The following is an 18436-nucleotide window of genomic DNA, read 5'->3' on the forward strand; positions in this document are numbered from 1 at the left end:
CCTGGGGTAACTAGTTGGCCTTGAGTTTCAAGCTGCGCGTGAGCTGGCCCCAGCGTTCGGTATCGCCTTTTACGAGCTGGCTGTATTGGTCCGGCGTCGAGACCATGGGCGTCAGGCCCTGCGCCTCTATCTTTGCCACCACCTCGGGCTTGGCCAAGCTGGCCCGGACGGCGGCGCTGAGTTTGCTGACGATCGCCGGCGGCGTGCCTTTCGGTGCCGACAGGCCGACCCACGAAGTGACGGTGAGCTGCTTGTGGCCCAGCTCCTCGAACGTCGGCACCAGCGGAAGGTCCTTGCTGCGGTGTGCACTTGACACGGCTAGAACCTTCAGCTTGCCGGACTGGACGTGCTGCAAGGCACCGCTCTGCGGGATGACCGTTACGGGGACGATCCCCCCGAGCACGTCTTGCAAGGCAGGCGCACCGCCCTTGTAGGGGATGTGGGTCAGCGTCGTTCCGGTGGAGCGCTGCAGCAACTCCATGAGCAGGTGCCCGGTCGAGCCCTGCCCGGAGGTCGCGTAGCTGATCTTGCCGGGCTCGCGATTGGCTTGCGCGATCAGATCCGTGAACGAGGAAATCCCGGCTTGACTGTTGACCACGAGCCATTGCTCGCCGGCGCCTATGGCGGCGATGTGAGCAAAGTCGCTCACGATGTCGAAGGGGACGCGCTCGTAGATGCCTTGCGCGATCGTGTTGAGCATGCCGGTCATCGTCAGCGTGTAGCCGTCGGGCAGTGCGGTGGCCCCGGCCTGGGTGCCGATGATGTTGCCCGCACCCGGCTTGTTCTCAATCACTACCGGCTGCTTGAGCTGCAGCGCCAGATCCTGGGCCAGCGGGCGGATGGTGTTGTCGTAACCCCCGCCGGGAGGTGCGGGAACGATGATGCGCACCGGTCGCGTGGGCCAGTCATGCGACTGCGCGTGAACGGCGCTTGCTCCAACCAAGCTGGCAAAAGCAGCCGCTGCGATAAGACGCAAGAGGGTCTTCATGGCACGTTGTCTCCGGGTGGCGAAGGCTCGGTGGCACTTCGTGTAGGAAGAATCTTGCTGCGAAGAGCTATCGGCCGCCAATTAAATTTTGGCGTGATGTATTAGACTGTCCGATATCTTGGACCACTCAGCCACCTTCCTGCTCAACCACCTGATGGCGCGCGGGAAGTTCCGACATCTTCAAGTGCTGCTGAAGGTGGCGGAGCTGGGAAGCGTCCAGCGAGCTGCCGATGCGATAGGGCTGACCCAGTCGTCGGTCACTCAAACCCTTGCATACCTGGAACGCTTGATCGACACGCATCTTTTCGACAGGCATGCGCGGGGCGTGCGGCCGACGCCGGCCTGCGAGGGTCTCTTGCCCGTGGCGCGCAACGTGCTGCTCGCGCTGTCCGAGACCGCTGAAGTCATTGCGGCCCGACAGCGTCGGGGTCTGCGCCTGGTTCGACTCGTCGCGTCTGTTTCGGCGAGCCATGGCCTGCTCGTTGGTACCCTATCGGAGTTCGGGAAGGTCCACCCCGATATCGCCGTGCATCTGACGGAGGCAGAGGGAGACGATCAGCTGCTGGCGGTTGCGCGCGGCGAGGCTGATTTGGTTGCTTGTCGACGGCCGGCCGTGATTCCCGAGGGCTGGTTGTTCGTCCCTTTGCTCGAAGACCGGTTCGCGGTGCTGTGTAGTGCAGGTCATCGGCTTGAAGGTAGGCGGCGGGCTAGCGCTGAGGTGCTCGCAGAACAGACCTGGCTACTGTTCCCTTCAGGCACGCCAGCGCGAGAACGCTTCGACGAGCTGACGCGCTCGTTCCCCAATCCGCCACGCACGCACTCGGTGATCACGCGCTCGCCAACGATGGTTTCTTGGCTACTTCGGCACGAAGAGCTGCTGGCATTCATGCCAGTCAACTTCGCGCGGCCCATGCTCGAAGCCGGCGAGCTGCACGAAATCGCGGTTGGGCCAGCACGGCCGCTGGCACCGCTGGGGCTGCTTCGTCCGTCTGCACTGCTGTCCGAAGCCGCCGAGCAGCTGAGTGCCTACCTTCAGAGTCGTTCGAGCTCCGCAGGGCGGGCAGTCCGCCCTACTCGCCAGCGACATGCTGGACGGAACTGACACAGGGTCGCTAAAGCGAGCCTAAGCGGTCAATAAACCGCACCCTTGCCGGAGATACCTCAAGCCATTCAGCCGTTAGTCAACGATGAGGCATCGGCATTGGCGGCACCGATCTTCATGCAGCGGCGGCGCGGGGATCGAGGCGCCAGCGATGAGGGAGCAACTCGTCGATCCTGCTCGCCGAATGCGTCGGCAACCTCTCGAGAACGTCCTTGAGATACGCGTACGGATCGTGCCCGTTGATGCGAGCGGAGTGCACCAGGCTGCAGGTCCTTTCGGGGAAGGTAGGGCATGCGTCCGAGCTCCTCCATCGAACTCGCGGCGAGGTCGATGCCCGTCTCCTCCCGGACCGCCACCCTTCGGGATGTCCCAATGCTTCTGCCCCGTGGCGTGCGCCAGCAGGAGCTGACCCTGCTCGTTCAGGATGAGCACACCGTAAGAGATGGTCTTCATGGCGAGCGGACCGTCGCTGGGCGCATCAGCCAGGCGCAACGATTCGGCGACTCATGCGCCGCCCTCGCGGCCGACCACGGATTTGATGGCGTCCAGATAGGCCGTGCCGAGGTCCTCGTCCGGTTCCAGGTAGGTGCCCTCCGCCCATTCATTCCACGCATTGATGAAGATGAAGCGGGTGTCGTTGCGACCGGCTTTTTCGTAGAGGTCGGAGAGGCCGGTCCGGAATGCGGAGAGGTCCACGTTGCGCATGACCAGGCTCGTGTCCAACCGCCTGCGCGGACTGTTGTCCCAGTCGACGAACGCTCCGGGGTAGTGGCCGGAAGGAAGGGGACGATTGGCAATCTCGCGCCACATCGATCGGTAGTCCCTGCTCCGAGGCGCGTAGGGGCCCCTTCCAAGATACTTCCAGCACAGCCGATTGGCGCCGTTCGCGAGCTTCTCGTGGATCCTCAGGCGGACGGGCAGGTGCGCGAGCGTGTAGAAGGGCTCGAACTCCACATAGGCATCGAAGAGATGGCTGCGCGCATCGCGGCCGAACACGGTCAGCATGCTCACGACGTGCAGCCCTGCGAAGCCGCTTTGCACCGCCAGGTTTCGCCAGCAATCCAGCATGTCCTCGCACTCGGCGATGCTGGCGGTCCGGTAGATGAGGAGCACCGGGCAGTCGTCGACCCGGATGTAGCGTGGATCTCGAAACGCCTTCTCGAGGTATCGGAAGTGCGCCTCCCAATCGCCCTTGCCGCCATAGGCCTGCGGCATCAGGACGTCGCGATCGCCCCCATCCCAGGTACGTGTCCAGGGTTCGTTGGCCCACGCGAGACAGAATGGGAAGTCGGGCGCGCGCCTTCGCAGAATCGAATCGACCGGCCTTTGCAGCAACTGGCGGCCGGCGAACCAATAGTGGTAGTAGCAGAAGCCGCCCAGTCCATGCGCCTTGGCGAGCTCGGCCTGCCAGTCCTGCGTGTCGGAATCCAACAGGTCGTAGTAGCGGCCGTCCAGCGGAACCCGCGGCTGACGATGACCGCGGAAGCTCGATCGCGCCTTTCTGACGTTCGTCCACTCGGTGAAGCCTTCGCCCCACCAGCGGTCGTTCTCCGGGATGCGGTGGAATTGCGGCAACAGGAATGCCAGCAGCTGTGGCTTGGTCACAAATTCTTGAGGTCCGTTTTTTTTGGCAGCCGTCAGCGTCGCGATCTGCAGGATATTTCGTATAGGCATCCTGCCTCTTCAACGTGTAGGACTGGAAGAGGTCGCGTCGTGGTGTCGCCGCGTCAGCCTTGTCGCAGCTTTCGCAAAAGATGCTTCTCCCAGAACTTATCCTGGACGTACTCCGCGGCCTTGCGGATTCGGTCTCTTGCGCTCCACGCGTCGTACGGGGAACAGAAGTCCGCCCCGAGCTTCCGCGCACGCACGCTGAGCATGGTTTCGGACAGGCAGCAGCGCGCCTTCATTCGCAAGTCGTCGAAGGTGAAGGCATTGAGAGGGCGCTTGTTGTGCCATTCGAACGCCCAGCCGAACCTGCTTTTTCGTCGAGGGTCGCTGTCATCTGCGATCAGCCACGCCAGAACGAAGTCGACATAGCCCGGATCCACATGGTCGCGGAAGATGCGATGGGCAGGCTCGAAGTGGTCGTGAACCAGGGAATCGAGCAGCGCGTTGCCTGGAGAGAGCTCCCCGAGCCCCTGGTGCAGGACGTGGTTCATCGCGAAGCAGTAGGTCGGGACGAATCTTATGGAGGGCCCCAGCGGGGTAATCATGGAATGCGGGAAGTGGGTGACCTCGCCGAAGAGCCAGGGCCCGAGATGGTTTTCCAGCCGCCTGAGCCCGGCGCCAAAGCGCGCTGCCCTCTGATCGCTCCACCCGTGGTGCGAAGCAACGGTGTCGTTGGTAAAGACCCAGATGTCGGGCTCGCCGCGTCGCGCGACCAGGGTGCGGGCGCCCTGGTCCCAACCTGAGAACTCGCGGTTGGAGTTGTCTCCGGCGACCACCGGTTCGTCTACGAAGCCTTCGCCGCTGTAACGCTCGTCCCCATCCGTCTTGGCGTTGTCGACGATGACCAGCGAAACCTGCGCGTCCTTCCCGTCGAGTGCCGCCCGGAATTTGCGAAGCACCTCCATGGATCGCCCACGGTGCTTGCTGCCGTATTCCAGATGTACAAATCCATAATGTGACACGGACCCCTGTTCCTTTCAGTGGGGAGCAGGCGACCGAGCAGCCACAGGTCGTCGGGTGGCGCTCAGGCGATTCGCCCGAACCAGAGCAGCGAAAGCGTTGCCGCCGTCATCGCAACCAATGCGCAGATTAGCGCCAGCATACCGGTGAGCTCGGTTTCTCGTGTCAGCACCTGCACGCGAGAGCCGAGGTTCTCGTAGACGCTGCGCAGCTTCTCCGCCGTGCCTGCATGGTAGTACTCGCCGCCCGTCATGCGCGCCACTTCGCGAAGAGTCGGCTCGTCCAGCTTCATGTAGATGGCCATGCCGTCCGGAGTTGAAGCGTCGCCGTCCACCGTCCCCAGCCCCACCACGTAGATGCGGACGCCGCGATCGGCGGCCATCTTCGCCGCGGCCAGCGTATCGACGCCGGTGGTTCGACGGCCATCGCTCAGCAGGATGATCGCGGCGGAATCGTACGAGCCCGGCGCCACCGGCGTGAAAGGCAAGGGCTGCGGCTTCGCCTTGTCGTCCAGGCTGCGCCCGTGCGGCTTGCTGCCGATGTTCATGTCGCCGAGCTCGATGCCGTGGTCCGGAAACAGCTCTGCCAGGCACAGCACGATGGCATTGCCCACCGCCGTGCCCATCTGCATCTGGAAGCCGTCGATGCCCGCGATCACGGACGCGCGGTCCAGCGTCGCGCGCTGGGTGACCTGGCTGCTGCCGGCGAACGTGACGAGCCCCACTTCGATCTGCTTGGGCAGGTCCCGCAGGAACAGCTTGGCCGCTTCCTGCGCGGCCACCAGCCGGGTCGGCTTGACGTCGGCGACCCGCATGCTGAGCGACACGTCCATGGCCAGGATGATCGATGCCCGTGTCCATGGCAGCGGGACCCGCGCCACGGGACGCGCCGCGGCGATCAGCAACCCCGAGCAGGCCAGCAGGAGCAGCGCGGGGGGCAGGTGCCGTCGCCACTGGCGGCCGGCCGCCGCCTCGCGCACGATGCCCAGGCTGCTGTAGCGCAAGGCTGACTTGCCCGGGCGGTTCAGGAGCCAGACATACACCGCCGGCAGCAGCGCAAGCGCCAGCAGGAACCAGAGGTACTCGGGCCAGAGGAAGAACATCGGTGGCGGTTCCCGTGCGACTCGGCACCCGGAACTCGGAGTGCAGCAACATCGTGCCTGCGACGGGTTCATTTCGCAACCGTCAAGTGCTTGCCATGCAGCCGGTAGACGAGCTTGCGGCGCCTGCCCTTCGACGAGGCCGATGCCTGCACGCGCTTGCGCGGACGAATGCCGCCACGGGGACAGCTCAGTCGATAGGATCAGAGGCGTCGACGTCTTCGCAGGCGCAGGTACACCAGGCCCACGACGGCGGCAACGACAAGGGCCTTGCGGGCCGCACCCATCGGGTTGTGCTTGAGCTCCGCGGCGCCGCCCATCTCCGCGTACAAGTTCGGGACGCGCCCGCGCGAGAGATCGTCGATCAGGCCTTCGCCGACATCCACTCGGTCGGCAGCGAGCAGCAGCAGCCAGTGGCGCAGGTCGTTCTCGCTGTAGCGAAAGGCGAAGCGGCGCATCCTTCCGCTCAGCCAGCGCGGCGGGCAGGTCGCGCCGAAGACCGGCGTGATACCCGGCCGCTCGGTGGAGCAGAACACCTCCATCCGCTCGGCCTGCTGCTCCGGCTGGTCCCAGTGCACGCCCTCGAGACGGGGCGGCGTGCGCTCCTTCGGATAGGCGGGGCGGTTGGCGTGGTCGAGGTCGGCGCCCCACCCGACGATGTGTGCGTACTTGCTCGGCGTATCCATGGCAGCTCCCGGTTCAGGCGGTGACGCCCGGCGGCACCAGCACCGTCTTGATGCAGCCGTCGAGCTTGCTCGAGAACAGGTGGTAGGCATCGGCCACCTCCTCCAGCGGCATGCGGTGCGTGATGATCTCGTGCGGCGCGATGCGCCCGGCTTCGATGTGCTCGATGAGCCGCGGCAGGTGGCGCTTCACGCTTGCCTGGTTCATGCGCAAGGTCAGCCCCTTGTTGATCGCGTTGCCGATGGGCACGGCGTTGAACGTGGGACCGTACACGCCGACGATCGACACCACGCCGCCCTTGCGCGCCGAGTTGATGGCCCAGTGCAGCGCGGTGGCGGAGCCGGCCTGCATCTTGAGCTTCACGCCGGTGAGCCACTGCAGCGCGCTGCCCGCTGCCTCGCAGCCCACGCAGTCGATGCAGACGTCGGCGCCGAGGCCGTCGGTCATCTTCTTGATGTGGATGGCCATGTCCTCTACCGACTTGAAGTCGATGGTCTCGCACTGCGCGAAGCGCTCGACGAATTCCAGCCGGTACTCGATGTGGTCCACGACGATCACGCGCCCCGCACCGAGCAGCCACGCCGACTTGGCCGCGAAGATGCCGATCGGCCCGGCGCCGAAGATAACGACGGTGTCGCCTTCACCGATATCGCCCATTTCCGCGGCCTGGTAGCCGGTCGGATAGGCGTCGGTCAGCATCACCGCATCCTCGAGCAGCAGGGAGTCCGGGATGCGCGTCGGTCCGACGTCGGCCATCGGCACGCGCACGAACTGCGCCTGGCCGCCGTCGTAGCCGCCCGCGGTGTGCGAATAGCCGTAGATAGCGCCGACGGCCGTCGCCTCCGGGTTGGTGTTGTGGCAGTTCCCGTACAGCTCGCGCTGGCAGAAGAAGCAGGTGCCGCAGAAGATGTTGAAGGGCACCAGCACCCGGTCCCCGACTTTCAGGTTCTGCACCGAGCTGCCGATGTCCACCACGGTGCCGACGAACTCGTGGCCGAAGGTCGTTCCGACGCGGGTGTCCGGCACGAGCCCGTGGTAGAGATGCAGGTCCGAGCCGCAGATGCAGGAGCGCAGCACCTGCACGATGGCATCGTTGGGATGCTCGATCACGGGGTCGGGCTTGTAGGCGGCGCGCACGCGGTACGGGCCCCGGTAGTTCATGGCGAGCATCTTGGTCCCTTCGACGCGTCTTGCCGCATTTCTTGCCGAACTTCGCCCACTCGAAGGCGCTTGTTGCGAGAGAACATGAGGATCCTTTCATCAAGAGGTTGGGCGAGAGGCCTGAAGGCCGCGATCTCGCACTTTCCGTCTTGTCCCGGCGGGCACGTGTAGGCAGCTTCGGCGCAGCGCGATCAGGAAAAGAGCGCGCATGCAGTTGTCTCGAGCTACCGCGAGCCCGTGCGCGTACCGCCGACATCGCCCCTGTCGTCGCGACGGCCTCTCAGGCCGGCAAGGCCGAGCAGACCGATCAGTCCGAGCCAACCCCAGTCCCAGTCTCGATCGCCGCCGACCGGTGCACTCAGGGAGCCAGGGGCGCTCTGCGCGTTCGCGGTCCCGGTGCCCGCAGTACCTTGCGCTGCCGCGGGTAGCGCGCATACAAGCCCCAGCACCAGGGCCGCGGCTGCGGCGTGGCAAGTTCTCGTCTTCGTCTCAGTCGTCATCGCAGGTCTCCTATGGGCACCGCGGAAGTCGTTCCCGCGGCAGTGCGTTCCCGCACAGCAGGGACGATCCGGTCCGGACACGCCGGTCGTTGTGGGACATGACGCCACGTCTGCGCTGGCAATGCCGCACAGCTCATTTGCCCAACCACGCGAGTGCCCGAAGCGAGCGAGCCACGAGCAGGAGCAAGCTATATTGTTCGCTCAGCAACAGAGAGAAATCACCATGGCTAAAGCCTATTGGGTCAGCGTGTACCGCGCCGTCAAGGACGCCGACAAACTTGCGGCCTACGCGAAGCTGGCCGGCCCGGCGATCGCTGCCGGCGGCGGGCGCTTTCTGGCGCGCGGCCTGCCCGCCAAGGTCTACGAGTACGGTTTGCCCCAACGCACCGTCTTGATCGAGTTCGACAGCGTCGAGCAGGCGACAGCCGTGCATGACAGCCCCGACTATCAAGCCGCGCTTGCCGCGCTAGGCGACGGTGCCGAACGGGATCTACGGATCATCGAAGGGGTCTGAGTCGCCCCGGGTCAGGCGGGTGCGGAAGCAGCCGACCATTGGCGAGATACCCGCGTCGGTGGCTGGCGCGGTGTCGGCGACCGGGGCTTTGGCGGCTTCGATGGCCACCGTCATGCGTCAGGAGGCTCTGCAGTGATGCGGGCCTCGCGCCACTGAGCCCGCGGTGCCTACGGCCGGACTCGCTCGAAGAAATCCGGGTAGTCCAGAACAATACCGTCTTCGTCAACCAGAAGTTCTGCCCGAAAGCCGCTGCCATCCAGGTTCTCGAAGAGGTAGCGCTGGTCTGACAGCCGCGTGTAGCCTTGCGGCTGGACGTGCACCGTCAGCGCCGGTGCAAAGATCCAAGCCATGCGGAACTCGCGGCGCTCACCGACAGCCATGGGCTCGCGACGAATCGGGAAGCTGTTGGTGAAAGGCGTTGGCCAGATGTCGATATCGATGCAGCCATCCAACTCGTCAATGGGCCTGCCGTCCTCGTGCTGCCAACGGCCTTTGCCGTCCGTCCTCAGGCTCAGCGATCGGGTGGATTCGTTCATTGCCACGGCCAGCCCGGCGCTGCGGAGCCGCCACGAATCGTCCCAGGTGAGGCGATAGCTGAGCCGGAATGGAGTGTTGTCTTCCTCGAAGGCGAGGACGATGCTGTCGGCCACGCGATTCGCGATGAGAAGGTGCTCCAGCCCCAGGCCTTCACGGGCCTTGTTCCAGATCGGCCGCCAGCAAACCGTTCGACACATATCGACAGTCATCCGCATCCTGCAAGGTTGATCCGCAACCAGCATATCGCGACGATGGTGCAGCCGCAAACGCCGAGCTATGCGACCCAAGCGCGAAGGGCTCCGGTTTCCAGATGTTGAACGGGGGGAGGTTGCTGCTCGGCAACCTTGGCGGCGCTGGGGCCTGGTTCGTACAATGGCGCCATGCAGCAACTTGGTCGCAATGTCCAACTCCGGCCGGAGCTCTCTCCGGTGAGCACGCTGCCGCTCGGGTATTTCTGCTCGGTTACCCCGCCATAGGTATCTAGACAACCCGCTCCCGCGAGCATCAGTGGCGCACCCGCGCCTGTCGTTGTCGTCGAGCGCCGCCACTGCGCGGCCGCCGCATTCTCTTTTTCAGCATGAACTTCAAGACGTCCTTGCACCAGGACTGGCTATCCAATATTCGTGGCGATGTGCTCGCCGGTGCCGTCGTGGCGCTCGCCCTCATTCCCGAGGCCATCGCCTTTTCCATCATCGCCGGCGTAGACCCCAAGGTGAGTCTCTACGCATCGTTCTGCATCGCCGTCGTCATTGCCTTCGCGGGTGGACGCCCCGGAATGATTTCCGCCGCCACGGGTGCCATGGCGCTCGTCATGGTGACGCTGGTCAAGGACCACGGGCTGCAGTACCTCTTGGCTGCGACCGTGCTGACCGGCTTGCTTCAAATCCTCGCAGGGTGGCTGAGGCTTGGCGCCTTGATGCGCTTCGTCTCGCGCTCCGTCGTCACTGGCTTCGTCAATGCGTTGGCGATCCTCATCTTCATGGCCCAGTTGCCCGAGCTCATCGGCGTGAGCTGGGTCGTCTACCCCATGGTCGCCGCTGGGTTGGCCATCATTTATCTCCTCCCGCTGGTGACGAAGGCGGTGCCCTCTCCGCTGGTGTGCATCGTCGTGCTCACGGCGGTGGCGATGGTATTGAAGTTGGACATTCGGACCGTTGGCGACATGGGCCAGCTGCCGGACAGCTTGCCCGTCTTCCTCTTGCCGGAGGTGCCGCTCAATCTGGAGACGCTGCGCATCATCCTTCCGTATTCGCTCACGCTCGCGGTCGTCGGCCTGCTCGAGTCGATGATGACCGCCTCCATCGTCGACGACCTGACCGATACGCCGAGCAACAAGAACCGCGAGTGCGCAGGCCAGGGCATTGCCAACATCGCGTCCGGCTTCCTCGGCGGCATGGCGGGCTGCGCCATGATTGGCCAGTCGGTCATCAATGTGAAATCCGGCGGGCGCGGGCGGCTGTCCGCACTGGTCGCCGGCGTATTCCTGCTCATCCTGGTCGTGTTCCTTGGCCGGTGGGTGAAGCAGATTCCCATGGCTGCGTTGGTCGCGGTCATGGTGATGGTGTCCATCGGGACCTTCAGCTGGGAGTCGTTGAAGAACCTGCGCAAGCACCCGCCGAGCTCCAGCATCGTGATGGTGGCCACGGTCGCTGTGGTGGTTGCCACGCATGACCTGGCCAAGGGCGTGTTTGTGGGCGTATTGCTCAGCGGCATCTTCTTTGCGCACAAGGTTGGACGCGTGTTGCGCGTTTCCAGCGAGACAGCAGAAGAGGGCAACGCCCGCGCTTACTCCGTCGTGGGCCAGGTGTTCTTCGCTTCCGCAGGTGCGTTCACGTCGAGCTTCGACTTCAAGGAAGTCCTGCAGCGCGTGAGGATCGATGTCAGCCGGGCTCACTTCTGGGACATCACCGCCGTGAACGCTCTCGACACAGTCGTGATGAAGTTTCGGCGCGAGGGCGCAGCCGTGGAGGTTGTCGGGTTGAACGAGGCCAGCGCGACGCTGGTCGACAAATTCGCGGTTCACGACAAGCCTGATGCCGTCGAGCGGCTGATGGGCCACTAAGGAGACGACATGAACAAAGTGATTGCTTGTGTGGATGGCGCGGCCTACACGGTCAGCGTCAGCGACCACGCCGCGTGGGCCGCTCGGCGTCTTGAGATTCCTCTCGAGTTTCTGCACGTGCTCGACCGGCATCCCGAGCGGGCGCCTGCCTCCGACTTGAGCGGCAGCATCGGCCTGGGTACCCGGGAATCGCTGCTGGAGGAACTCAGCGCCCTCGACGAGAGGCGCAGCGTTCTCGCGCAGCAGCACGGCCGCGAACTGCTTGCCGGGCTTGTGCAACGCTCGAAGGAAGCCGGGCTCGCGCAGGTGGAAAGCCGTCAGCGCCACGGCAGCCTGGTCGAAGCCATCGAAGACCTGGAGCCTGTGACGCGCCTTTTCGTACTGGGCCAGCACCGCCGTGGAGACTCAGCGGGAATCCTCCATCTGGACCACAACGTTGAGCGTGTCATCCGGGCAGCGAAGCGCCCGGTGCTGGTGGCATCAGAGGAGTACAAGGCGCCTGGGCGGTTCGCCATCGCATTCGATGGCAGCGCGACCGGCCAACGCATTGTCGACGCGGTGGCAGGAAGTCCGCTGTTGCGTGGACTTCACTGCACGATCGTCACGGTCGGGGACGAGACAGCCAGCACTCGTGCCCAGCTCAGTCGGGCACGCGATCAACTCGCTGCGGCGGGACTCGAAGTTGCAACGCTGGTTCTGGCTGGAGAGCCTGAGACGGCGCTGCCGGAATACCTAGCCACCATCCCGGTCGACCTGCTTGTCATGGGGGCGTACGGGCACTCGAGAATCCGGCATCTCATTGTCGGAAGCACCACGACGACGCTCCTGCGAACGAGCCCGGTGCCAGTGCTCGTCATTCGTTGAACAACGCAGTGTTTCCTCTAGAGCACCGACCATGGTCACCGAAACCAGCAGAGTTCTGCTCTGCGGTTTGCAAATCGCCGGCGCCTAACCCCCCGCAAGCGTCCACTGCGTCGTTGCGCCGACCAGGCACCACAGCAGCGGGATCGGCCACAGCATCCATGCGAACGGTGCGAGCGGACGCAGGAGGAGCAGCAGGCCCAGTGTCGCGAGCGCGGTCGGGTCCGGCGCCATGCCGAAAAGCTCGGCCTCGCGCCACGGCCTGCCGAAGAGCAGCAGGCCGAGCCAGGGCTGGACGACGAGCGCAAAGACGAGCAGGCCGAGCCCGAGCTGGCCACGCAAGCCGCGCTGCGCCGGGATGTGAAGGCGTGCGCCGAACACGCCGCACAGGAACAACAGCCCGCCCTCGATCGCGAAAGCCGCGGCGAACCAGGTCGCGGCCCAGTTGATGGCGGCATAGCGCTGCAGATGAAAGGCCCAGGCCACCCACAGCCAGCAGGCCGCGAGCAGCAGGCAGGCCACCCGCGCCGCCTGCGCCCCGCCTTGCAGCGCTGTGTACAGCACCGTCAACCCGATCACCAGGGCTAGCAGATGCGCAGGCCAGAGCTCGGCGTTGTAGAGCTCGAAGAGCCGGTGGTAGGTGCGCGCCGAGAACAGCAGGAAATCCGACGGCCGGTAGCTCCACCACTCGGACATCTAGGGGCCCTATAACGCCTCGACGTGCGCAGCCATGCGCCGGCGCATCGCCGCGTCGGGCTGGCGGCCGAGTGCCGCGCCCATGTTCTGCCGCACGTGCGCCACGCTGCTGGTGGCCGGAATGGCGCAGGTCACGGCCGGATGCGAGACGATGAACTTGAGCGCGAACTGCGCCCAGCCGTCGCAGCCGATCTCTGCCGCCCATGGCGGCAGCGGGTGGCGCTGCAGCCCGCGCAGCAGCGCACCCTGGCGGAAGGGCCGGTTGGCGATGACGGCGATGCCGCGCTCGCGCGCCAGCGGCAGGATGCGCTCTTCGACCTCGCGGTCGAGCAGGTTGTAGCTGATCTGGACGAAGTCGATAGGCTGGCTTCGCATGATCGATTCGATCTCGCGGTGGCGCCGGCCTTCCGAAGTGGTGATGCCGACATAGCGCAGCCGCCCGGCCGCCTTCATCGCGAGCAGCGCCGGCAGGTGCTCCTCCCAGGCGAGCAGGTTGTGGACTTGCAGCAGATCGAAGCGCGACACCTTCCACAGGCGGCGCGACTCCTCGATCTGCCCCGGGCCGCGCGCGCCCGAGCCGATCCAGACCTTGTCGGCCGCGAAGACGCGCGCGGCGCTGCCGATGCGGGCCAGGCCTTCGCCGATGACGCTCTGCGACGAACCGTACATCGGCGACGAATCGATCATGCGTCCGCCGGCTTCGAAGAAGGCGCGCATGACCTCGGTGCAGGCATCGCGCGCTGCGCGGTCGGTGCCGACGTTGAAGGTGATCCAGCTGCCCAGCCCGACCACCGGCAGTTGCTCGCCGGTCGAGGGGATCGGCCGTGTTGCAGGGGCCGGCGTCGTCTGGCCACGGCCGAGCCCCGGCCACAGCGTGGACGGGATCAGCACCGCGAGCCCCTTCTTCAGGAACTCGCGGCGCATCGAAGCCTGGCGATGGCCGGTCGGCATGCCCCCATGGTGTCAAGGACGCGCCAGAGCCGCAAGCCCGTAGAGCGCGAGCGCAGCCAGCACCACGGCAGTGAAGCCGAGATGGATCGCGAGCAGCGTGGCCAGCACCGCGCCGGTGACCGACGCGCAGCCGTTGATGCCCCAGGCCCAGGGGATGAGCCGGGCGTCGGCGGCCTCCACGCGCGCCAGGCCGAGCGGGAAGGGCATGCCCATGAAGAAGGCCAGCGGCGCGATCAGCGCGACCGCGAGCAGGATGCGCGCGGCGTCCGGCCAGCCCATCGCGTGGCGGAAGAGCACCGGAAGCAGCAGCAGGCACAGCGCTGCAGCGAGCGCGATGGCGCCGGCCACCGCGGGCACCGGCAGTGCACGCGCGGCGACGCGGCTGCCGATGCCGGCGAACAGCAGAAAGGCGAACAGCACCACCGCCACCGCGTAGAGCGGATGACTCAGGAACAGGACGAACTTCTGGATGAATGCGATCTCGATGAACATGAAGCCGAAGCCGATCGCCATGAAGTAGACGAGCACGCGGCCGCGCGATCCGGCAATCGGCGGCATGCGCTGGTCTTTCTGCCGCATGCCGGCCCAGGCCAGCGGCAGGCCGATGAGCAGCAGGCTCGCGAGCGCCGCCTGGACCAGCGTCGCCACGAGCACCGGATAGCCCCACTCCAGAAGCGGCAGGCCGCCTTGCTCCTTGAGCGACAGCAGCTCGGGCAGCGAGCGCCACTTGAAGAAGTGGAAGAAGTGCGGCTTGTCGTCGGTGGCCGGCGCGATGTGGAACTTGTAGTTCTCGATGTACGCGTCCCGGCCCGGACCGAGCAGCGCCGTCGCGCCGTCGAACAGGTCGGGACCTTCGACCACGTTGTAGCGGTTCGCCTCCTCCGCACGCATGCCGGGATGGAAGCCCAGGTCGAAGGAGCGCGCGACGCAGAAGGCCTTGATCGCCGCGATGTCCTCGCTGCCGAAGGCGCCGTTCTTCACCAGCAGCGTCACGGTCTTCCAGCTGCGGATCAGCGCGAGCTGCGATGCGGGATCGGCAACGCCCGATCGCTCCAGCGCCGTCACCGCGGCGGCAAAGAGCTTCAGCGCATCGCGCGGCGGCAGCGTGACCCAGCGCGTGATCGCGAGCAGGCCGTCGGGCCGCAGGTGCTGCAGCTGCTCCTGCAGCGCTTCGACCGTGTAGAGATGGTTCTCGGCCAGCGCGTAGAGGCCGGCCGAGGACGCGCTGAAGGAATCGAGCAGCGCCACCTGGATCAGGTCGTAGCGCTCGTCGCTGGCAGCGACGAAGCCGCGCGCTTCGGCCACGTGCACGCGCGCGATGTGCGGGTAGAGGCCGCCCGCATGGTCCGCGAATCGGCTGCGCACCAGGTCGACGACCTGGGGATTGAGCTCCACCGCATCGATCCGGCTCGCGCCGTGGTAGTGGGCCTGCAGCACGTCGGCCCCGGCGCCGGCGCCCAGCACCAGCACGCGCGGATGGCGCAACAGGTGGTAGGGCAGTGCCGAGCTGATCTGGTCGAGATGGACCAGGCTCACGCGCCGGCCGTCGAAGCGGGTCAGCGCGTTGAGACCCTCGCCGTCGACGAAGACCGCGAGCTGCGGCGGCGGTTCGGCGCTTGCGTTGAGGCTTAAGCCCGGCGCGTGGCGCAACGGAACGCGCGGGCTCTCGAGCACGCTGACCAGGCCGAGCGGGCTCGATCGCTCCTCGATCACGCGGGCTTCGGGAATGCGCAGGGTCTGCGGCAGCTCCTTGTACGGCGACATGGCGGGCGCGAGCCACGCCGAGGGCAGCAGCAAGGGCAGGAGGGCGAACAGCATCGACAGCAGGGCGGGCCAGCGCCCGCGGCCGCCGCATTCGAGCCATGCCACCGCCGCGGCGATGAATCCCAGCGAGCCGATCAGCTTCAAGGCCTCGGCCGGCGAGAGCACGAAGAGCAGGGCCACCACGCCCAGGCTGCCGGCCCCCGCGCCGAGGATGTCGAAGCTGTAGATGCGCGCCAGCTTTCCGCGAAAGTGCGACAGGGCCATGCACACGCAGGCGCCGGCGCACAGGAAGGGCAGCAGCAGCAAAAGAAAGACCGCCAGCAGGTAGGCGGGCTGGCGCGGGTCCCAGAGCAGCTCCAGCGGATTGAAGGGCACGCGCTGCGCGAGCAGGAAGCAGCCGACGGCGCCGGCCCCGAAGGCCGCAGCCGATGCGCAGAACAGCGGCGCGAAACGCCGTTGCACCGCGTGCTGCGCCAAGGTCAGTACGGCGCCGCTAGCGCCCCAGCCCAGCAGGGCGAGGCTGATGATCATGTAGGCGAAGTGATGCCACAGCATGATCGAGAACAGCCGCATCAGCACGATCTCGTAGGCCAGCGCGGCGGCCGAGATCAGCGCCACGGCGAAGAGCGGCGCGCGTGTCGCGGTCATCGCCGGCTCAGCGCTTGCCGGTCAGCGGGACAAAGGCCACCGGGAGGATCTGCCGCGTCGAGACCGTCCCATCCGCGTTCTTCTCGACCAGCATCAGCTGCTGGACCATGAAGGCCGCGCCCACCGGGATCACCATCCGCCCGCCCGGCTTGAGCTGGCGGATGAGCGGCGGCGGAATGTGGCTGGCGGCCGCAGTGACGAGGATGGCGTCGAAGGGCGCGTGTTCTTCCCACCCGTGGTAGCCGTCGCCCAGGCGCACCTCGACGTTGCGATAGCCCAGCGCCTGCAGCCGCTGCCTGGCCGCGAGCCCGAGCGGCTCGACGATCTCGATGCTGTAGACCGCGCCCGCCAGCTGCGCCATCACCGCGGCCTGATAGCCGGAGCCGGTGCCGACCTCGAGCACCTTGTGGCCGGCTTCTGCGCGCGCCAGGTCGGTCATCAAGGCCACGATGTAGGGCTGCGAGATGGTCTGGCCGTGGCCGATCGGCAGCGGCCGGTTCTGGTAGGCGTAGGGAAGCTGGTCGGCGGGAACGAAGGCATGCCGCGGCACCTTCGCCATGACCTCCATCACGCGCGCGTCGAAGGTGCGTCTGCCGGTGTCGGCGCGGGTCTCGCGCGCATTCGATGCGATCTGCTGAACCATGCGCTCGCGCTCGGCCGCGAACTCGTCGGCCGCGGCGGCTCCGGCTCCTGTCATGGCCCACAGGAGCGCGGCGGCAACGACAACGAGGCGGGCGGTAAGTGCGGCCATCGTCTGCAGATCATGGCCCTGCGCATGAGCGCGGTCCACCCCTCCACAAAAACAAGGAGGAACGATCTTTGCCTGCGGTTGCGAACGCTGTATAAACTTAAGTTCACACCCCAGGGGGCCCAGCTATGCAGAAAGTGCAGCCGGATCCACGCGTTTCGGGCATCACATGGATCGCCTTGTGCGCCCCGTTTGTGATCACCGCCTGCGGTGGCGGTGGCGACAGCGCTGGCACCGGCATGGCCGGTACGCCCACCGGTGCCGGCAATCCGCCGGCGCCAGCACCGGCGCCTGCGCCCGCCGCCGGCGCGGAGCCCAAGCCGCCGTCTTCATCGTCGCTCATCAGCAAGGCCGTCAGGTCGCTGGACGACATCGCCCAGTTGCGGCAGCTGGAGCGTGATCGCGCCGCGCCCATCGACCGCGGCCAGGGTGCGCCGGGTCAGCCCACCACCGCTGACGCGCAAGCGGCAGCAGCCCCGGTGGCGCCCAGCGCCGGCGGCCAATGGGCCGCCCCGATCAGCTGGCCGATCAACGCCATCCACGCGGTGCTGACGCCCGACGGCAAGGTCATGAGCTACGGCACCGACCCGAGCGGCGCCCAGGGGGCCCAGCTCTACTACGACGTGTGGACGCCCGCCACCAACGCCCACAGCCTGCTGCAGCACAGCACGCGCACCGATCTCTTCTGTACCGCCCAGTCCACGCTGCCCTCCGGGCTGGTGCTGCTGGCCGGCGGCGACACGCGCGGGGTGACGCCGAACCAGGTCAACGGGGGCGTGCGCGACGTCAACCTGTACGACCCGGCCGCTGCCACCATCTCGCCGGGGCCGCCGATGGCCTATGCGCGCTGGTACGGCACGCTGGTGCCGCTGGCCGATGGGCGCCAGCTCGTCCTGGCCGGCATCGACGCCAACGGCGCCGGCTCCGGCGTGCCCGAAATCTACCGGCCCACGCTCGGCTGGCAGACCCTCAACATGCAGGACTGGCCGGCCGACTGGTTCTATCCGCGCGCCGCGCTGGCGCCCAATGGGCGCGTGCTCGTGACCAGCGGCAACAAGCTGTTCAGCATGAACACCGAGGCCCCCTTCATCCTGCAGATCGGCACGCTGCCCAAGTCGGCGAACTGGTCCATGCCCTGGGCCATGTTCGACCGCGGCAAGATCCTGCTGATCGCCGAGGACGGCAGCGCGATGGTGGTGGACTTCAATGGCGCCACCCCCGTCGTGACCTCCATCCCCGGGCCCGGCTCCAACCGCATCTGGTCCAGCGCGACCGTCATGGCGGACGGCAAGGTGCTGGTCACCGGCGGCTCGGGCACCTTCAACGAGCTGGTCAACACCGCCTTCAGCGCCATGATCTGGGACCCGGCCACCGGCCAGTGGACCACCGGCGCCGAGGCGACGAAGCCCCGCCTCTACCACTCGAGCGCGCTGCTGCTGCCCGACGGCACAGTGCTCTCGGCCGGTGGCGGCTCGCCCGGGCCGGTGATCAAC

Annotated in this window: 16 protein-coding genes and 2 pseudogenes; 5 read left to right on the top strand and 13 right to left on the bottom strand. The window is 66.5% G+C overall.

The features are described 5' to 3' along the window. Positions 1 to 10: 10 nt before the first annotated feature. Positions 11 to 988, bottom strand: coding sequence for a Bug family tripartite tricarboxylate transporter substrate binding protein (locus EJI01_RS26120; protein ID WP_126840034.1), 978 nt, complete (start codon positions 986 to 988; stop codon positions 11 to 13). 118 nt (positions 989 to 1106) lie between these two features. Here EJI01_RS26120 and EJI01_RS26125 point away from each other — a divergent pair, with 118 nt between their 5' ends. After that, positions 1107 to 2090 (top strand): LysR family transcriptional regulator, encoded by a 984-nt coding sequence (locus tag EJI01_RS26125; RefSeq protein ID WP_126840035.1) that lies wholly within the window; start codon positions 1107 to 1109, stop codon positions 2088 to 2090. A gap of 115 nt (positions 2091 to 2205) precedes the next feature. Here EJI01_RS26125 and EJI01_RS26130 read toward each other — a convergent pair. From EJI01_RS26130 to EJI01_RS29735, 7 genes and pseudogenes are all read right to left on the bottom strand, one after another. After that, a pseudogene (locus tag EJI01_RS26130) lies at positions 2206 to 2355 on the bottom strand (transposase domain-containing protein); the annotation flags it as partial. Between the two features lie 239 nt (positions 2356 to 2594). Next, entirely contained in the window at positions 2595 to 3695 is a 1101-nt protein-coding gene (locus EJI01_RS26140; RefSeq protein WP_221885718.1) for a glycoside hydrolase family 99-like domain-containing protein, read from the bottom strand. Positions 3696 to 3817: 122 nt separating this feature from the next. Next, complete coding sequence (locus EJI01_RS26145; protein ID WP_126840037.1) at positions 3818 to 4663, bottom strand: hypothetical protein; 846 nt, start codon at positions 4661 to 4663, stop codon at positions 3818 to 3820. Positions 4664 to 4782: 119 nt separating this feature from the next. Continuing rightward, positions 4783 to 5820 (bottom strand): VWA domain-containing protein, encoded by a 1038-nt coding sequence (locus tag EJI01_RS26150; protein ID WP_126840038.1) that lies wholly within the window; start codon positions 5818 to 5820, stop codon positions 4783 to 4785. Positions 5821 to 6020: 200 nt separating this feature from the next. After that, a complete protein-coding gene (locus EJI01_RS26155) occupies positions 6021 to 6503 on the bottom strand; it encodes a hypothetical protein (RefSeq protein WP_126840039.1) in 483 nt (160 codons plus the stop codon). Positions 6504 to 6516: 13 nt separating this feature from the next. Next, positions 6517 to 7671: a zinc-dependent alcohol dehydrogenase gene (locus tag EJI01_RS26160; RefSeq protein WP_126840040.1), complete on the bottom strand. Its 1155-nt coding sequence runs from the start codon at positions 7669 to 7671 to the stop codon at positions 6517 to 6519. A gap of 215 nt (positions 7672 to 7886) precedes the next feature. Continuing rightward, the gene (locus tag EJI01_RS29735; protein ID WP_126840041.1) at positions 7887 to 8162 is read right to left on the bottom strand and encodes a WGxxGxxG family protein; all 276 of its coding nucleotides are present in this window, start codon (positions 8160 to 8162) and stop codon (positions 7887 to 7889) included. 223 nt (positions 8163 to 8385) lie between these two features. On the opposite strand from EJI01_RS29735, the gene EJI01_RS26170 reads away from it, so the two are divergent. After that, positions 8386 to 8676: a DUF1330 domain-containing protein gene (locus tag EJI01_RS26170; protein WP_126840048.1), complete on the top strand. Its 291-nt coding sequence runs from the start codon at positions 8386 to 8388 to the stop codon at positions 8674 to 8676. Positions 8677 to 8843: 167 nt separating this feature from the next. Here EJI01_RS26170 and EJI01_RS26175 read toward each other — a convergent pair whose 3' ends face one another. Next, positions 8844 to 9422, bottom strand: coding sequence for a putative glycolipid-binding domain-containing protein (locus tag EJI01_RS26175; protein ID WP_185879064.1), 579 nt, complete (start codon positions 9420 to 9422; stop codon positions 8844 to 8846). Between the two features lie 368 nt (positions 9423 to 9790). On the opposite strand from EJI01_RS26175, the gene EJI01_RS26180 reads away from it, so the two are divergent. Beyond that, complete coding sequence (locus EJI01_RS26180; RefSeq protein ID WP_126840043.1) at positions 9791 to 11275, top strand: SulP family inorganic anion transporter; 1485 nt, start codon at positions 9791 to 9793, stop codon at positions 11273 to 11275. A 9-nt stretch (positions 11276 to 11284) separates the two neighbouring features. Continuing rightward, on the top strand, positions 11285 to 12139 hold the full coding sequence (locus tag EJI01_RS26185) for a universal stress protein (protein WP_126840044.1): 855 nt from the start codon (positions 11285 to 11287) through the stop codon (positions 12137 to 12139). Positions 12140 to 12223: 84 nt separating this feature from the next. Here the strand turns inward: EJI01_RS26185 and EJI01_RS26190 are convergent, their stop codons facing one another. From EJI01_RS26190 to EJI01_RS26205, 4 genes are read right to left on the bottom strand one after another with little or no spacing between them, the layout of a single operon-like run. Beyond that, positions 12224 to 12832, bottom strand: coding sequence for a DUF6064 family protein (locus tag EJI01_RS26190; protein ID WP_126840045.1), 609 nt, complete (start codon positions 12830 to 12832; stop codon positions 12224 to 12226). A gap of 9 nt (positions 12833 to 12841) precedes the next feature. Beyond that, entirely contained in the window at positions 12842 to 13783 is a 942-nt protein-coding gene (locus EJI01_RS26195) for an aldo/keto reductase (protein WP_260602692.1), read from the bottom strand. Positions 13784 to 13795: 12 nt separating this feature from the next. After that, positions 13796 to 16195, bottom strand: coding sequence for an SAM-dependent methyltransferase (locus EJI01_RS26200; RefSeq protein WP_126840046.1), 2400 nt, complete (start codon positions 16193 to 16195; stop codon positions 13796 to 13798). Between the two features lie 7 nt (positions 16196 to 16202). After that, complete coding sequence (locus EJI01_RS26205) at positions 16203 to 16946, bottom strand: protein-L-isoaspartate(D-aspartate) O-methyltransferase (protein ID WP_185879065.1); 744 nt, start codon at positions 16944 to 16946, stop codon at positions 16203 to 16205. Between the two features lie 125 nt (positions 16947 to 17071). On the opposite strand from EJI01_RS26205, the pseudogene EJI01_RS26210 reads away from it, so the two are divergent. Then, a pseudogene (locus tag EJI01_RS26210) lies at positions 17072 to 18436 on the top strand (hypothetical protein); the annotation flags it as partial.

It is taken from the genome of Variovorax sp. MHTC-1 (assembly GCF_003984645.1).
GTDB lineage: Bacteria > Pseudomonadota > Gammaproteobacteria > Burkholderiales > Burkholderiaceae_C > Variovorax.

Excerpts from the sequence above, each read along its gene's own strand:
- EJI01_RS26160 (WP_126840040.1), bottom strand. The coding sequence starts at position 7,671 with ATGCTCGCCATGAACTACCGGGGCCCGTACCGCGTGCGCGCCGCCTAC.
- EJI01_RS26185 (WP_126840044.1), top strand. The coding sequence starts at position 11,285 with ATGAACAAAGTGATTGCTTGTGTGGATGGCGCGGCCTACACGGTCAGC.
- EJI01_RS26155 (WP_126840039.1), bottom strand. The coding sequence starts at position 6,503 with ATGGATACGCCGAGCAAGTACGCACACATCGTCGGGTGGGGCGCCGAC.
- EJI01_RS26200 (WP_126840046.1), bottom strand. The coding sequence starts at position 16,195 with ATGACCGCGACACGCGCGCCGCTCTTCGCCGTGGCGCTGATCTCGGCC.
- EJI01_RS26205 (WP_185879065.1), bottom strand. The coding sequence starts at position 16,946 with ATGGCCGCACTTACCGCCCGCCTCGTTGTCGTTGCCGCCGCGCTCCTG.
- EJI01_RS26120 (WP_126840034.1), bottom strand. The coding sequence starts at position 988 with ATGAAGACCCTCTTGCGTCTTATCGCAGCGGCTGCTTTTGCCAGCTTG.
- EJI01_RS26145 (WP_126840037.1), bottom strand. The coding sequence starts at position 4,663 with ATGGAGGTGCTTCGCAAATTCCGGGCGGCACTCGACGGGAAGGACGCG.
- EJI01_RS26170 (WP_126840048.1), top strand. The coding sequence starts at position 8,386 with ATGGCTAAAGCCTATTGGGTCAGCGTGTACCGCGCCGTCAAGGACGCC.
- EJI01_RS29735 (WP_126840041.1), bottom strand. The coding sequence starts at position 8,162 with ATGACGACTGAGACGAAGACGAGAACTTGCCACGCCGCAGCCGCGGCC.
- EJI01_RS26190 (WP_126840045.1), bottom strand. The coding sequence starts at position 12,832 with ATGTCCGAGTGGTGGAGCTACCGGCCGTCGGATTTCCTGCTGTTCTCG.
- EJI01_RS26150 (WP_126840038.1), bottom strand. The coding sequence starts at position 5,820 with ATGTTCTTCCTCTGGCCCGAGTACCTCTGGTTCCTGCTGGCGCTTGCG.
- EJI01_RS26180 (WP_126840043.1), top strand. The coding sequence starts at position 9,791 with ATGAACTTCAAGACGTCCTTGCACCAGGACTGGCTATCCAATATTCGT.
- EJI01_RS26175 (WP_185879064.1), bottom strand. The coding sequence starts at position 9,422 with ATGACTGTCGATATGTGTCGAACGGTTTGCTGGCGGCCGATCTGGAAC.
- EJI01_RS26195 (WP_260602692.1), bottom strand. The coding sequence starts at position 13,783 with ATGCCGACCGGCCATCGCCAGGCTTCGATGCGCCGCGAGTTCCTGAAG.